General features: G+C 53.9%; 13 protein-coding genes and 1 tRNA gene. 9 read left to right on the top strand and 5 right to left on the bottom strand.

Going from position 1 to position 14,366, the window contains the following annotated elements:
- Window positions 1–20 precede the first annotated feature (20 nt).
- The 3 genes from COMA1_RS18205 to COMA1_RS18195 form a co-directional block, all read right to left on the bottom strand.
- On the bottom strand, window positions 21–434 hold the full coding sequence (locus COMA1_RS18205) for a hypothetical protein (RefSeq protein WP_090750962.1): 414 nt from the start codon (window positions 432–434) through the stop codon (window positions 21–23).
- A gap of 183 nt (window positions 435–617) precedes the next feature.
- Entirely contained in the window at window positions 618–2,615 is a 1,998-nt protein-coding gene (locus COMA1_RS18200; protein WP_090750961.1) for a hypothetical protein, read from the bottom strand.
- 208 nt (window positions 2,616–2,823) lie between these two features.
- On the bottom strand, window positions 2,824–3,285 hold the full coding sequence (locus tag COMA1_RS18195; protein WP_090750960.1) for a helix-turn-helix domain-containing protein: 462 nt from the start codon (window positions 3,283–3,285) through the stop codon (window positions 2,824–2,826).
- 161 nt (window positions 3,286–3,446) lie between these two features.
- Here COMA1_RS18195 and COMA1_RS18190 point away from each other — a divergent pair, with 161 nt between their 5' ends.
- The 6 genes from COMA1_RS18190 to COMA1_RS18165 all read left to right on the top strand — a co-directional run bounded on the left by COMA1_RS18190 (window position 3,447) and on the right by COMA1_RS18165 (window position 10,856).
- Window positions 3,447–3,788 (top strand): hypothetical protein, encoded by a 342-nt coding sequence (locus COMA1_RS18190; protein ID WP_090750959.1) that lies wholly within the window; start codon window positions 3,447–3,449, stop codon window positions 3,786–3,788.
- A gap of 58 nt (window positions 3,789–3,846) precedes the next feature.
- On the top strand, window positions 3,847–4,692 hold the full coding sequence (locus COMA1_RS18185) for a TrmH family RNA methyltransferase (RefSeq protein WP_407921324.1): 846 nt from the start codon (window positions 3,847–3,849) through the stop codon (window positions 4,690–4,692).
- Window positions 4,693–4,766: 74 nt separating this feature from the next.
- Window positions 4,767–6,029, top strand: coding sequence for a TolC family protein (locus COMA1_RS18180; protein WP_176698163.1), 1,263 nt, complete (start codon window positions 4,767–4,769; stop codon window positions 6,027–6,029).
- A gap of 74 nt (window positions 6,030–6,103) precedes the next feature.
- Window positions 6,104–7,240, top strand: coding sequence for an efflux RND transporter periplasmic adaptor subunit (locus COMA1_RS18175; RefSeq protein WP_090750956.1), 1,137 nt, complete (start codon window positions 6,104–6,106; stop codon window positions 7,238–7,240).
- On the top strand, window positions 7,240–10,467 hold the full coding sequence (locus COMA1_RS18170) for an efflux RND transporter permease subunit (RefSeq protein ID WP_090750955.1): 3,228 nt from the start codon (window positions 7,240–7,242) through the stop codon (window positions 10,465–10,467). Before COMA1_RS18175 ends, COMA1_RS18170 begins: the two co-directional genes overlap by 1 nt.
- The gene (locus COMA1_RS18165) at window positions 10,467–10,856 is read left to right on the top strand and encodes a c-type cytochrome (RefSeq protein WP_090750954.1); all 390 of its coding nucleotides are present in this window, start codon (window positions 10,467–10,469) and stop codon (window positions 10,854–10,856) included. Before COMA1_RS18170 ends, COMA1_RS18165 begins: the two co-directional genes overlap by 1 nt.
- A 152-nt stretch (window positions 10,857–11,008) precedes the next feature.
- Here COMA1_RS18165 and COMA1_RS18160 read toward each other — a convergent pair.
- Both COMA1_RS18160 and COMA1_RS21890 read right to left on the bottom strand, forming a co-directional pair.
- A tRNA-Phe gene (locus tag COMA1_RS18160) sits at window positions 11,009–11,084 on the bottom strand.
- 169 nt (window positions 11,085–11,253) lie between these two features.
- A complete protein-coding gene (locus tag COMA1_RS21890) occupies window positions 11,254–11,937 on the bottom strand; it encodes a LuxR C-terminal-related transcriptional regulator (RefSeq protein WP_281176274.1) in 684 nt (227 codons plus the stop codon).
- 878 nt (window positions 11,938–12,815) lie between these two features.
- On the opposite strand from COMA1_RS21890, the gene nusG reads away from it, so the two are divergent.
- From nusG to COMA1_RS18140, 3 genes are all read left to right on the top strand, one after another.
- On the top strand, window positions 12,816–13,337 hold the full coding sequence (gene nusG / locus COMA1_RS18150) for a transcription termination/antitermination protein NusG (protein ID WP_176698162.1): 522 nt from the start codon (window positions 12,816–12,818) through the stop codon (window positions 13,335–13,337).
- Between the two features lie 61 nt (window positions 13,338–13,398).
- Window positions 13,399–13,683, top strand: coding sequence for a transposase (locus COMA1_RS18145; protein WP_141654412.1), 285 nt, complete (start codon window positions 13,399–13,401; stop codon window positions 13,681–13,683).
- Between the two features lie 3 nt (window positions 13,684–13,686).
- A complete protein-coding gene (locus tag COMA1_RS18140) occupies window positions 13,687–14,361 on the top strand; it encodes a polysaccharide biosynthesis/export family protein (RefSeq protein ID WP_090750950.1) in 675 nt (224 codons plus the stop codon).
- Window positions 14,362–14,366 lie beyond the last annotated feature (5 nt).

Genomic DNA, 14,366 nt, shown 5'->3' with positions numbered 1-14,366 from the left:
CCTGCCCACCGTGACCTAGATCACTTCGCAACTTTTAAGAGCCACCCGTCCGCACGCTGACAGAGGGTAAGCCCTTCAGCAAAAATGTCGACCCGGACATAAGATCCCGTCGCGCTGGCAGGCAGCTTCCCTTTGACCAGATACCCATTCCCTTGCGGTGTTATCGTGATCGGGACCTTTTCATCCTTGACAGTGACCTTCAGGCTGTCGATACGGGTTGCCTTCGATGCCAGGAACGAAAAGTCTGATTTTGGCGCCGTCTCGTTACCCTTCTCATAGGAGTATGGAGCTGGCGTAAAGGCAGAAAAGATCACATCCGCACAGGAGCCCTCTGCGGTGCCGATGTTCGGACTGGCATCGTACGCGAAGACCTGGCTCCCAATACCACTGAGACTTACGACCAACACGAACTGTACAAGATTACGCAGAGTCACGATTATGCCTCTCTAATAAGTAATGTGGATGGTTAGGCCTATAGTGATAGAGTCCCAGTATTTTCCACGTCTGAAAGGGAAAAAACAACCCCCTTCCTCTCGGCTTGGTCCGGAGGTTTGGTGGAGATGGGGAACCCATCTGCAGTGTTCAGAGAGGATGTGGATGGTGAGTTTACTGATGTCCTACTGGTCTTGGAAAAGGCTGCCTGGTCCATGAGAGAAAAGAAGGCTGTTTGTGGGACGGAAATGGGACAATGGTGACAGGAGGTTATATTGGTCCTCACCAGTGAGATCGATGAAACCGGCAAGACTTCGTTCCGAGGCCTCACCAAGTCCTGACGTGACTCGATAGGTGTCACGCCCGCCTTCGTCCACAAATACTGCCCAGCCGCTGTGGTCAGCTTTCCCAAGACCGGTTGTGCGATCGAAGGCATAGACGTCATGACTGGTTCCCGCGTCGATGGTCAGACTGATGCCATGGTCCCAGGCCACTCCCGCATTGTAATAAGGCCCGGTGGATCCATATCGATCATCTCCCTTCTGATCGATGAACAGTGCCACGCCATAATGGGCGGAGGCACCATGGCCGTAGCGGGCGGCTTGATACTCGTCCTCGCCATTGAGGTCGAGCAAGATTCCTGCGCCAAAAAAATATCCCATTCCCTGTGAAAAGTTTGCGCTTTGATATCGATCATGCCCGGTTAGATCTATCAACAGACCCATGCCACCGGCTAAGCTTTGGTCAACCCATTGAGAGTGTGTGGTCAGGACGCGTGAGCCGGCGCCTGTGCCGAGGCCAAAGCAGTCGTATTGAAACTCCTGATCGCCGGGTTTCGACTCCGGAGCCTCGTGGGCGTTGTAGGCGCTGGGAATGACCTCACCGCATTGGTACTGATCATCGCCTTCAGTATCAATGACGGCACCGAGCCCAAGAGGTCCTCCAAACCCGATGGCAAACCCATGGCTCCTATAGTGATCGCTGCCTGCCGTATCGATCAAGAGTCCCCATCCCCCAATCGCCGCTCCCTGCGTCAGTCGGTTGCCGTGGTACTGGTCATGTCCCTTAATATCGACCAAGATGCCTAGTCCGCCCAAGCCCACTCCACCTGATCCTAGAGAAAGTTCATAGTGGTCGTCACCGGATTGGTCGAATAGAAGTCCGACACCGAGTCGGCCTGTGGCTATTCCCAACGGAGATCCGGTGTAACGGTCATTGCCTGCAAGATCGATGACCACGGCATTCCCATAGCGGACGTCGTACGATGCACCGATGACACCGCGATATGAATCGTCCCCGCCAAGATCAACAATGAGCGCAACGGGCTCCTCCAATTGATAGCTGTTTGGACCTGGGCCTCCAATGACGATGAGCCCTTCGGATGTATCCTGCACCAATCTGACGTCGCCGGTGATGCCAGGGGGAATCTCTGTCGGAGAGACCGGCTCCGAGAATGCTACGGCCAGTTGTTCGAGCCACCGCGCATTGGTCAACTGTGCCAGTATTTGGCCTGCGGCAAGGAGGTGCTCGGACTTCACTCGCTCTTTCAAAAGCTCTGCAAACCGAGTGTTCGCGAGGACTTGAGGCATAGTGACGTCGGAGAGTACAGAGATTTGCGGCGTATAGGATTCTGCCAGTGTTCGTCCGTGTTCGAAGAGGAAGGTACGTTCCGGATCGGAAAGCCCAGCCAGTGCAATCTCCCGATGGAGCGCGGCTTGGTGAAAGGTTTCCAGAATGAAGTCCATTGTGTCACGACGATGTGAGCCGGTAGGGATGGGGAGCGGTGTCATCGGTGCAGAGGGCTGATGCATGCCGGTCGCGAGCCTATCGAGGAGGGCAGGAAGGTCAAGCGGACTAGTGGCTGCAAGTTCCGCGACGAGGAGTCCATGGTGTTCCAAATGCCTCATGCCTTTCCAGGGGTTTTTCAACGTGTCCGTGACCGCCTGCTGCTTGTACTTGGCTGATCGTGCGTCCACCGTTTGATGGGAGGCGGTGATGGTGTGGTGAGCCTCACGAGATGTGGATTGGAGGAGGTCTTGGACAACGGGACCAACTCGATCAATCACCGGCTCTCTGATGGCGGGTGAGGAGGTGGACAGGGAAAGGAGAGAAGAGGAGACTTGATTACTGCTGTTGCATCCGACCATGAAGAGCGGCAGGATCAGTATGAAGCACCTACGCATCAAATCCTCAATGCCGGATCATGTCTAAGTTTAACCAATACTGTCATGGCTGGAGTGTATCAATAGGGATTGCATAGGAACAGTTTGTTTCACGAAATGGATATGGCGCCTGGTTTCGGCTATCCGATTTCTCTCCGAGGTCTGAGAGTCGGTGTCGTCTTGGACTCTGAGTGGAGTGGGGATGGCTTGATCTGTCCGACCAATCCGATTAGTCGCTCGGTGGTTCGAAGTGGCCCGAAGGGCGTTGTTGCCAGGGGACGGTAGCTTGCCGCGATTGTTTGACGAGACTCCGGAGGCTCATCTCGGCCGCCCGCAACAATTTGGGATCGCCTGATTGCATGAGCGTTGTGAGGAGAATATAGAGTGACCGGTCTGCTCGTGAACCACACAGGATTCGATCTGTCACCGGATCACGCTGACTACGGTCAGGTTCCTCTCCCTCATCGTGGTCTGTGAATAGATGCTCAAAGGATCTGGGGCTGTCAAATAGCCAGGACGGGGGAACGCGGAGAGCACAGGCCAGTGCTTCGATCATACAGGTCGTCGGGTCCGCTTGATCCGCTTCGATCTGTTCCAGAAGGCTGGGAAAAATGCCGGCCGCGTCTGCGAGAGATTCGATCGACAGCTTTCGTTTGAGCCTCCAACCCTGAATGCATGGCCCTATCGGCATGGGGTGATAATACACAACCGAGCAAATCGCTTCAAGGAAGCGCTCAGGATACGGATTGATTAGCGTTTAAAAACAATGCCTTATAAGGCATTCCAGATTGGCTATGAGATCGGGTATAATGCGCGCTCTCGTTCCAGAGTATCTGTAAGGAGGTTGGATCCATGTTAGGAACCGATATTCGCGGGATCATGGCTGAGGAGGAAGAGGTGCAGCGTCGTCAAGAGGCGCTCAAATCACTCATGACGATGAGAGCCAGGCAGCTTCGAGAATCGCTAGATGATCGAATCAAGCGAGCCAGGAGCAGTGGGGATTGGACACAGTTGTCCAAACCAGAATGCGCGAGTCTGCATAAACAAGAGAAGGCACACCTGAAGTCTCAGCTTGAACAGCTTCAGTTTGAGCAGACTCGGACCAGGGGAAAACTCACGGCTCTGAAGCGTGCCAAGGCGAGGGCTCAGCGTATTCGTGCGGCGGAAGCGGCGTCTGAACGAAGGCGCCGGTGAGTGACGACCTCATCTGGTTAGGTCGGTTCCCTTTCGGCGCGCAGTCGGGGTCATCATAGTGGATACTGGGCCACACCCCAGGCCCTTGTCTCGTGCACAGGGCTCTTTCATCCGGCAGCTGCTGCGAGAAAAACAAGTCCGATCAACCGAGGGCGTCTTCGTGGTGGAAGGCGCCAAGCCGTGTTATGATCTGATCTCCCAACATCCCCAGGCGATACAGAGTCTCCTCGTATCGCCTCGTTACCTTCGTACTGAGACCGACGGGGATCGGAGCAGGCGCTCCAGCTTAGGGGCGCGACAGTTCGTGTGCTCGGATCCTGCCTTTGAAAAACTGACAGATGTGGAGATGCCTCAAGGGATCCTGGCCGTGGTCCGGCAACCTCAGTGGAACGAGGCGCAGGTACTTGGGCGATCACGCGTTCTGGGTATCTATGGAGATCACCTGCAAGATCCGGCGAACGTGGGAACGATTATCAGGACAGCCGCCGCGCTGAATCTATCCGGCGTCTGGTTGAGCCATGACTCCGCCGATCATTTCAGCCCCAAGGTTGTCCGTGCCACAGCTGGTACGCTCCTGAGGCTGCCCGTTTTTCGGACAGCGGATCTTCAGGCAGTGAGGTTGTCTGAATGTAGAATTTATTCAGCGGTCCTGTCGTCGGCTGATAAAGTTCCCATTAGGGAGATTCAAACCATACCCAGCCGACTCCTGGTCGCTGTTGGCAATGAGGGCGCGGGGCTATCATCCGAAATCATGAAGGCGTCTCAGGTCAGATTTTCCATTCCATTGGCCGAGGGGGTCGAGTCATTGAACGTGGCGGCGACCGTGGCGATCTCCGCTTTCTACTTCAGTGGATTGCCGACTGACTCCGGTGTACACCAAGAGAAGTCGCCACCGTCGGCGTAGACATTTGAAAGTCAGATACATTCAGCCTAGGATAGTGTGAGAAGGGGCGGGGGATGCTGAGACAAGGAATGAGAATGGCAAGAGGGTTTGCCCTAGTGGTTCTTTGTGCGGTGAATGTTGGATTGATTGCGACTTCGGTGTCTGCGGAATCCGGGAACCAGGTGTACGGTCTTGAGACAATTGTTGATCTGGCTTTGACGAAGAATCCGGTGGTCTCCATCGCGGAAGGCACGATTGAACAGCAAAAGGGTCAGCAGACAGCTGCCGGTGCCTATCCCAATCCGACTGTGTCCAGCAATGGCGGTCGTGGGAGGCTTAGAGACACGACCGTGGGACCCCCGGAGAATATTCAGTCGCTCACTGAATATAGCGTGACGGTCGGGCAGCCGGTCGAATGGCCGGCATTGCGTGCGGCACGGCAACGAGTGGCGGATCTTGGTTTGGCCACAGCCAGCGTCGGGATGTTGGAAACCCGGTTGAATCTGGCCTCGCAGGTCAAAGTCGCATTCTATGATCTGCTGTTGGCTCAACAGGAGGCTGATCTGGCTCGGCAGAATCTCGATACCGTTGAAGGTGTGGCCCGAATCGTCAAGGCACGCGTCAAATCCGGCGAAGCTCCACAGTTTGAGTCCATCAAAGCAGAGGTTGAAGTCCTAAAGGCCCGTCAACAACTCGCTCGTGCTGACAATTTCGTTCGGATCAACCGGGTTGCTGTTGATACCTTGACCGGCGGTGTGCTCGGCCCGGCGTATTCGGTCTATGGCGAGTTCAGAAACATTCCTCGAGAGTTGCAGATTGAAGGTCTCATGACTCGAATGATGGATCAACACCCCACGATCCAGCGCTTGTTGAAGTCTGTCGAGCAATCGGATTGGAAGATTCAATTTGAACGGCAGGCACGGGTACCAACCATCACGGTCAATGGGAGCTATTGGCGTGAAATCGGCCGGGAGGCGTTTCAAGGAGGTCTCTCGATACCGATGCCGCTATGGTATCGGCGTCAGGGAGAGATTGCCGCGTCATTAGGAGTGAAACGTCGGGATGAGGCAGAGCTGCTTCGGATGCGCAATGAGCTCGGGCGAGCCGTCTATCAGCATTATCAAGATGTCCAAACGACGGCCGAGTTGATCGATGTGTTTGACAAGGGCCTCTTGAAGCAAGCACAGGAAGCCTTGCGGCTCGCACGGTTTAGTTTTCAACAGGGGGCCTCAAGTCTCTTGGAAGTGCTTGACGCTCAGCGGGTCCAGCGACAAATTTTACTCGACTATGCCCTGGCGCGGCATGACCTTTCCGTCTCGTTGGCCAGGCTGGAACAAGCTGTAGGGGGAACGTTGTGAACGCTCGGTTTCATGCTATCCAACCTCGGTCGTCGTATCTCAATCGAGGACTATGGAGTGTGTTGTTCAGCGTGATGATACTGGATGCAGGCTGTGATGGAACACCGAGTGATGTGGTGGCCAGTAAAGAGCCGGCTGCCGTTTCCACGCCAGGGCGCATCACGTTGTCAGCGGAAGAATCGTTACGGGTGGGGGTAGTGGTTCAGCCGGTTGTCCGCAGTGACTTCCGGACACACCGAGACTTTCCAGCGATCGTGCAGCCTAATCAGCGGAACATGGCGGAGATCACCACCTTGGTCCGTGGTAGAGTGGTCGAAGTGTACGCTGACCTTGGGCAGGAAGTGAAAGCGAACGCGCCGCTGGCGATCTTGTACAGCAGCGAGCTGGGGCTGGCGCAGTCTTCGTATCTCAAGGCCAAGGCCAAGCTCCATGTTGCTGAGCAAGCCTTCAATCGTGCGCAATTTCTCTTGCAGGAGCAGGTGATCGGTGAGGCCGAGCTGCAACGGCGTCAAGCGGAATTGTTGAGCGCTCAAGCCGAGGGCAATGAATCGCATGACCGGCTTAAGTTGCTCGGCATGAACGAGGAAGAATTTAACCGGCTTGATCGTAGCCGGAAGATCCGCTCGGTCGTTCCGATTGTGGCGCCGTTCGGCGGTCGGATCATCGGGCGCAAGTTGACACGTGGTGAGGTCGTTGAGACAACGGAGAACTTGTTCGTGATCGCGGATCTCTCGGAGGTCTGGGTGCTCGCGAACATTCCGGAAAAAGACATTCCATTCGTCCATTCCGTCCATGCTTCCGGTGGCACCCAGGTTGACGTCCGGATCAATGCCTATCCGAAAGAGGTGTTCAAAGGGATGATTACGTATGTCGGCGATGTGTTGGATCCGATCACACGGACCATGCAACTGAGGATTGAATTGCCGAACCAAGATGGGAGGCTCAAGCCGGAAATGTTCTCCACCATTCGCCTCTTTTCCGAGTCACAGCCGGATCGCTTGGCAGTGCCGGAGGCGGCGTTGCAACGAGATCAGGGCCGGACCTTCGTCTTTGTGCAACGCGGGGCGAATGAGTATGAAATGCGAGAGGTGCACATCGGTGAGTCGAATGGTACGCTGACGTCCATTCTTAGCGGACTGAACGAAGGAGAGCCGGTGGTGACGCACGGTGCCTTTATCTTAAAGTCTGAGTTGTTGAAGAAACCCGTCTGATGGTCTCACGCCTCCTTGACATTTCTCTCCGTCAACGCCTCCTCATCATTATTTGCGCGGTCTTGCTCGGAGCGGGCGGGGTCTATGCCTTTCGGACAATTCCGATCGATGCCTTTCCGGACGTCACCAGTGTTTTAGTGCAGGTCGTGACCAAGGCGCCAGGTCTTTCGCCGACGGAAGTCGAGCGTCTCGTGACCTATCCGATCGAGTTGCAACTCACGGGTGTCCCCTCCCTCACGGAGATGCGTTCTCTGACAAAGGTAGGGCTGTCGCTCATTACGATCGTGTTTGACGACTCCATGGATATCAACTTGGCACGGCAATTGGTGTTGGAACGATTGCTTGAAGTGGAGGAACAACTTCCTCCCGGTGCTGAACCGATGCTGGTGCCGAACAGCACTGGCTTGGGTGAGGTGTTTCAGTATTACTTGGACTCGCCTCGAGGGGCTACAGCCGATGCCGAAGCGGAACATCAAAACTTAATCGCGCAGCGTACGATCCAAGACTGGGTCATTCGCCCCATTCTGAAAAGTACGCCGGAGGTGATCGACGTCAACTCGATGGGTGGGTACGTCAAGCAGTATCAGGTGTTGGTTGAGCCTGGGCTCTTGCGAAAATATAACTTGACGCTCCGAGACGTCTTTGATGCCGTGGCAAAGAATAATGCGAACGCCGGTGGAAATATTCTGGAGAAACACGCGGAAAAATACATTGTGCGGGGGACTGGGCTGATTCGCTCAATTGAAGATATCGAGCGCATCGTGGTGCGGGAAACCGGAGGGACTCCGGTCTATGTCTCGGATGTAGCGCAAGTGGTGATTAACCATGCGGTTCGGCACGGTGCCACGGTGCTGAATGGGGACCGTGAGGTGGTGAGCGGCATCGTCCTCATGCTGAGGGGCGGGAATGCTCGGGATGTCGTCCAAGGCTTGAAGGCTCGTGTGGAGGAGATTCATTCAAAAGGTCTGTTGCCGAATGGATTGCGGATTGTTCCGTTCTACGATCGGATTGAACTGATTACCGAAGCGTTGAACACCGTCTATAAATCACTGGCGGAAGGGGTTGTGCTGGTTGTTGTCGTTTTATTCCTCTTTCTTGGCAATATCCGTAGTGCGCTCATCGTTGTCGGAACGCTCGTCTTGGCGCCGCTTGCCACATTTATCGTCATGGGACAGATTGGGCTGACTGCCAATCTGATGTCGCTCGGAGGACTCGCGATTGCGATCGGAATGATTGTCGACGGCTCGGTCGTCGTCGTGGAAAACGTCTACCGCCACCTCTCGCACCATTCGGCCGCCACAATGCCGAGGTTGCAGCTTGTCACCAGTGCTGTGAAGGAAGTCGGGCAACCGGTTGTGTTCGGCATTCTGATCATTATCCTGGTGTTTCTCCCGCTCCTGTCGCTCCACGGCATGGAAGGCAAGATGTTCAAGCCGCTGGCCTATACTATTATGATCGCGCTCCTAGTATCCCTTCTCCTCTCGCTCACGCTGTCGCCGGTCCTCTGTTCGCTCGCCTTGAGGCATGGCAGTGAAGAGGATCCGTGGATTGTGAGAATGGCGAAGGCGATCTATGCGCCTGCTCTTCATTGGGCGCTTGGACATCGAGTAGCTGTGTTGGCGATGGCCATTGGGGCTCTCATCGGTGCTTTGTCGTTGGTGCCGTCACTTGGAACGGAATTTATCCCAACTCTGAACGAGGGATCGGTGGCGCCACAGACGATTCGGCTTCCCAGTGTATCGCTACCCGCCTCCATCGAAATCGAGAAACGGATGCAGCAGGCGATCATGGAGTTTCCGGAAGTGGAGATGGTCGTCTCCAAGATCGGTCGAACGGAACTGGGCAACGACCCGCAAGAACCGAATGAGAGCGATCCCGTCGTTCGGCTCAAGCCATTGGATCAATGGACGACGGCCAGGACCATGCCTGAGCTCATGCAGAAGTTCCGTGAACGGTTGACATCGGTCTCCGGGGCGACATTTTTGATCAGTCAGCCGATCCAGCAGCGAGTCGATGAATTGATTTCTGGCGTGCGTACGGAAGCCACAGTGAAGCTGTTTGGCGACGATCTGGAAACCCTTCGGAATAAAGCGCAAGAGATTGCCGAAGTACTTGAAGCCGTCCGAGGTGTACGAGACATCAAGGTGGAGCAGTTGTACGGACAACCTTATCTCACCATCGATATCGACCGCAGCAAGATTGCCCGCCATGGAATCAATGTCGCCGATGTGCGGGAAATCATCTCCACAGCCATTGGGGGAGACGTTGCGACCCGCGTCTATGAAGGCCAGCAACGGTTCGATCTTGTCGTGCGGTTTCCAAAAGCGTACCGAGATAGCGTCGAAACGATCAGTAATATTAAAGTGAGCGACCGGGCCGGTGCACTCATTCCCCTGGCCGATCTTGGCACTGTCCAGTTGGGAGAGGGACCTGGCCGCATCAGCCGAGAGCAGCTGCAACGGTACGTCTCGATCGGATTCAATACCCTTGGACGGGACATCGGGAGTCTTGTAGCCGAAGCGCAACAAAAGATTGATGAGCGCGTGACGCTGCCGACTGGGTATCGAGTGACGTGGGGCGGATCATTTGAAAATATGGAGCGGGCGATGGCGAAGCTACGAGTCATCGTGCCGATCACTATCGTACTGATTTTCTTTCTCTTGTATTCCACCTTCAACTCTCTTCGGCAAGCGACGCTGATCATCTTGAACCTGCCCTTTGCCTTGATCGGTGGGATTGTGGCACTCTGGCTGACAAAAGAATATCTTAGCGTGCCGGCCTCTATCGGATTCATTAATCTGTTCGGTGTGGCTGTGCTGAACGGCATCGTGCTTGTCTCGTATATGAATAAGCTGCGGGAAGATGGGCACAGTCTTGATGAAGCCGTGACATCTGGGGCGTTGCTCCGATTGCGCCCGGTCTTAATGACTGCGCTGGTTGCGCTATTGGGGCTTGTCCCGCTCGCATTTGCACGAGGAATTGGGTCAGAGGTTCAGCGTCCATTGGCGATCGTCGTTATCGGCGGACTTGTGAGTTCAACCCTGCTGACTTTGATCATGTTGCCGGTTCTCTATCGGTGGCTGGAAGGTCGAGTACAGGATCCGAGGCAGGCGGGAGGGCCACCGACCGGATCGGGGGGTGAGCTGTCCCATACAGTGGGTGACCAGCACCATGGAAACGGCGAACCAGGGTTCACGCGCCCTCCTGGTGAGATCTCATCGGCGTGATGGATAACTCATCAGAAAAGGTCGGTCTTGCTATGTGGAAGGTACTCATTCAAATGGTTGCTGCGGTAGGAGCCATCATCGTGGGCAGCCAGCTCGCGATAGCAGCGCCGAAGGAGACGAGCCAGCCGAATGTTGATCAGATCAACGGGAGAAAGATTTTCTCCAAACATTGTGCTGGTTGCCATGGGCCAGAGGGAAAAGGCGACGGATACCTGTTACTGGGGCCTGACCCAGCCAATCTGACGAGACCTGCCACTAAGAACAAGTCTGATGCGCTATTACTGGAGACAATTCATGAAGGCAAACCTAATATGCCATCATGGAAAGGCCGCTTGTCTGAAAACGAGAGTCGAGCAGTCCTGGCTTACCTCCGGGCGTTGAAGAAATAATCCTCAAAGCAGTTTCCGTACAGCTCGCAAGAGTTCTTTCAACCGCCTCAGATTCATGCGACGTGGTGAGGAGCTGCGAGTTTCCTGCAAGTGCCGCCGCCACATGGATTGTGATATGCCAATAAAAATGATTCTAGCGGGTAGGCGGAATGTGGTGCCGAGGGACAGAATCGAACTGTCGACACCAGCCTTTTCAGGGCTGTGCTCTGCCAACTGAGCTACCTCGGCACGGTACAGATGATGAACGCGACGGCATCATACCAAGGTCACACCCCAGACTTCCACATCTTTTGTAAGCCATCATGTTCAGGCCGGTAAGGCGCTGCTACAGCTGACTACGGGCCCGCTGTTACGAGCAAGACTCTGTTGAACGGACTGATGAAGTGATAGCGGGCTGTTAGATGGGAGAGATGTGAAGCTGATGAGCGTGTGCCATGAGTTTCTGGCGATTTGGGACACCCACCTTGTCAAAAATGTTTGTCAGATGGTGTCGGACGGTGCTGTCGGAAATAGATAACTGGTGGGCAATATCCTTGTTAGATAGACCTTGTTTAACAAGTCCGATCACTTCTCGTTCGCGCTCCGTCAATGCATCAGGCCAACCTGTTTGCCGTAGGATTGGTTTTAACGGCGCCTCAAAAGGATTTGGGGAATCTCGATAGGTTGTCGTATGGTCTTCAGTGTCAGGAGAGCGATGTGATGGTGGGAAGAGCGCCTGGATTGCGGCAATAATAACAGCGGGTGGGTGGATCTTGAGGATCACTCCGTCAATGCCGTATTCAAGTGCTTCGCGTACCGGATCTTTTTGTTCAAATCCGCTCAATAGCATTATCTTGCTGTGGGGGATGGAATCGCGGAGCTGTTTGATTCCATCTATGGCATCCCGCTCAGTTTCCGTGTCGACAATGATGACATCTGGTTGACAGTCGGCAATAATCTCAGGGGCAGTCAGGCGTTGAATGGGTGTTCCTACGATCCGGAAGTTGTGGGTGCTCTCGAGAATCGTCCGCAATCCTACCCAGATAAGCGACTGACCGCTGAGAATGGCGACCTTCGTGAAAGAACCAGCGCTTATGGCCATGATACATCCCTCCCGACTCTGGTCAACCGCTTGGTGCCCCATGCGGACCTAGATTAAATACCTATATCATGTCGGTAGCAGATATTGCCGTATGTGCCACTGTTGATGGTCGGCATTTACAAATTCTTCAGAAAAACGTTGAGATGCTAGCTAAGGGCCCTCTTGCTCTGTACGCGCGCAGATTTGCAAGATACGGAGCATCTGCCAGTTGAGCAAGCCGAGAACCTTGTGACAATTGAAATTGAGCCGCGCGTGATCCGAAGCCGTTCGAATTCCACATCTGAGCTCCTTGCTTTGTCACTAGGAGCTAGAGTGGAGCATTTTGCTTTTTATCATAATGCCTGCCAGATAGCCAGATCCAAAGTACTAGATCGCTAGATCTAAATTACTAGATAGCCAGATCTGAATTACTAGATAGCAGAATCTAAGTTGCGTACAAACGGATCTAATTAAATATTTACTTGATAGGTATTTGAATTTAAAAATAAAAATATTTCATTGAAGAGGATCGGCAATTTCAGAAGTCGAGAGAGGCACGTGTCATAAGTGTTTCACAATGAAACACTTATTGGCGTATAGCAATCACGTTCTGATCCAATTCAGGTGATAGAAGTCCTTGTTTCTTGAGGTTTAGAGAGTCGAGTGAGCAGATGAAGAGATGTCCTCCATCCCATGAGTGTTAGTTATCTCCCACCGCTCAGCGAGGCATTAGGCTTAGTAGGACAAACGTGCTAGCGGGAAGTATGTGATCGCACATAAACCAGACATATGTCCGATGGTCATGAGGCAGATGCCCCTGTATAGCTGTCAAATTGGTTTGGGGTGGATGGGACTCACAGGGCGAAGCTATGTCCGCATTCAATTCGCGACAGGAATCGATGAAACAAGAAGAAGGGGTCATCCCAAGGGACGAGTCTCTCTGGTATGCCCTTCAAACCCGCGCTCGTCATGAAAAACAGGTTCGCGACCGGTTAGCGGCAGCTGGGATGGAGCCATTGCTGCCGTTGAGTCGGCAATACCGTCAGTGGTCTGATCGGAAAATGTTGACGACTGTGCCGCTCTTCGGCGGGTACTGTTTCGCAAATTTTTCAGTAGCCAGGATTCGGAATGTCCTTCAGATACCCGGTGTGTCCAGAATAGTTGGCCCCACAAAACCAGAGCCTATCCCTGATGAGGAAATTGCTGCTTTCCAGCGGCTCTCCTGTGTCGATCGGATGGTAGAACCCTGTGACTACTTGATTGAAGGTGCATGGGTAGAAGTTGTGCGAGGGCCGCTCACCGGACTTCGTGGCCAATTTGTCAGACCAAATAAGCATCATGGGTTGGTGATTCGCGCCACACTCATTCAGCAAGCTGCGCTGATTCACATAGAAGCTGATGAGGTTGTGCCGATGCGGTGAGTTTCTTACCCCCGTAGCGAACTATTAGCTAGCACTAGAACAGACCCTGGTGGTGGCCGAGATGGCCAAGTGCACATTGACTCGAGAGCAGAAGAAGGAAGCACTACTCAAGCTTGATGCCGGGTGCAAGGCCAGAGATGTCTCTCGTGAGCATGGGGTATCCGTGCGGACGCTGTATCGGTGGCGTGCGAATGTGATGCGGAACCGGCAACGCGTCGATGGTAATGAACGGTTGCGGACGCTGGAAATCGAACATCGACGATTACGACAGCGATTTGCCGAACTGACGCTCGATTACGCCACGCTCAGGGCGGCATTGATGAAAGATGTCAAAGGAGACTGTTAGCGTATGAAAACTGCGGATGGGATCTATCACATACAGGGGAACGTCATTGGGATCATGAAATCTATGAGGCATTTGGTGGTCCTCGTGATGGCCTTGGAGCTTGTTGCTTGTGCTGGATCACTGCCATCGTCGGATATTGTTACTGAGGCCAATAGTGCGACCATGAAACAATTTCTCTTGGGGCCTGAGGATATCCTCGAAATTGCGGTGTGGAAAAGCGAGGAACTGACCCAAAAGGAAGTGGTGGTGAGGCCTGATGGAAAGATTGGAATTCCGTTGATCGGAGATGTGGATGCCAGCGGTCGGACGGCCGATGAACTTGCAAGTCATATTGCAGGATTGCTCAAGAAGTTTAAGGAAAATCCGTCGGTCTCGGTGAAGGTCAGAGAGGTCAATAGCTACTATGTATATGTCCTGGGAGATGTGGCAAAGCCGGGCAAGTATCAGCTGAAGTCTCAGGCAACCGTATTGCAAGCTCTCGCAATGGCGGGGGGGTTCACACTCTATGCAGCAAAGAACAAGATGCAAGTCCGGCGCACGATCGTTGGTCAAGATGGTGTCTCCAAAGATTTCACGATTCCTGCCCGGTATGATGACTTGATGTCAGGAAATGGAGTGATCAAAGACTTTGTCCTGAAGACAGGAGATCTTGTGGTGGTACCGACTAGAGCGTGGTAACGAGG

This window comes from Candidatus Nitrospira nitrosa (assembly GCF_001458735.1).
GTDB lineage: Bacteria > Nitrospirota > Nitrospiria > Nitrospirales > Nitrospiraceae > Nitrospira_D > Nitrospira_D nitrosa.
Note: the sequence above shows the minus strand (reverse complement) of the source record. Positions and strands in the feature narration are given on the sequence as shown.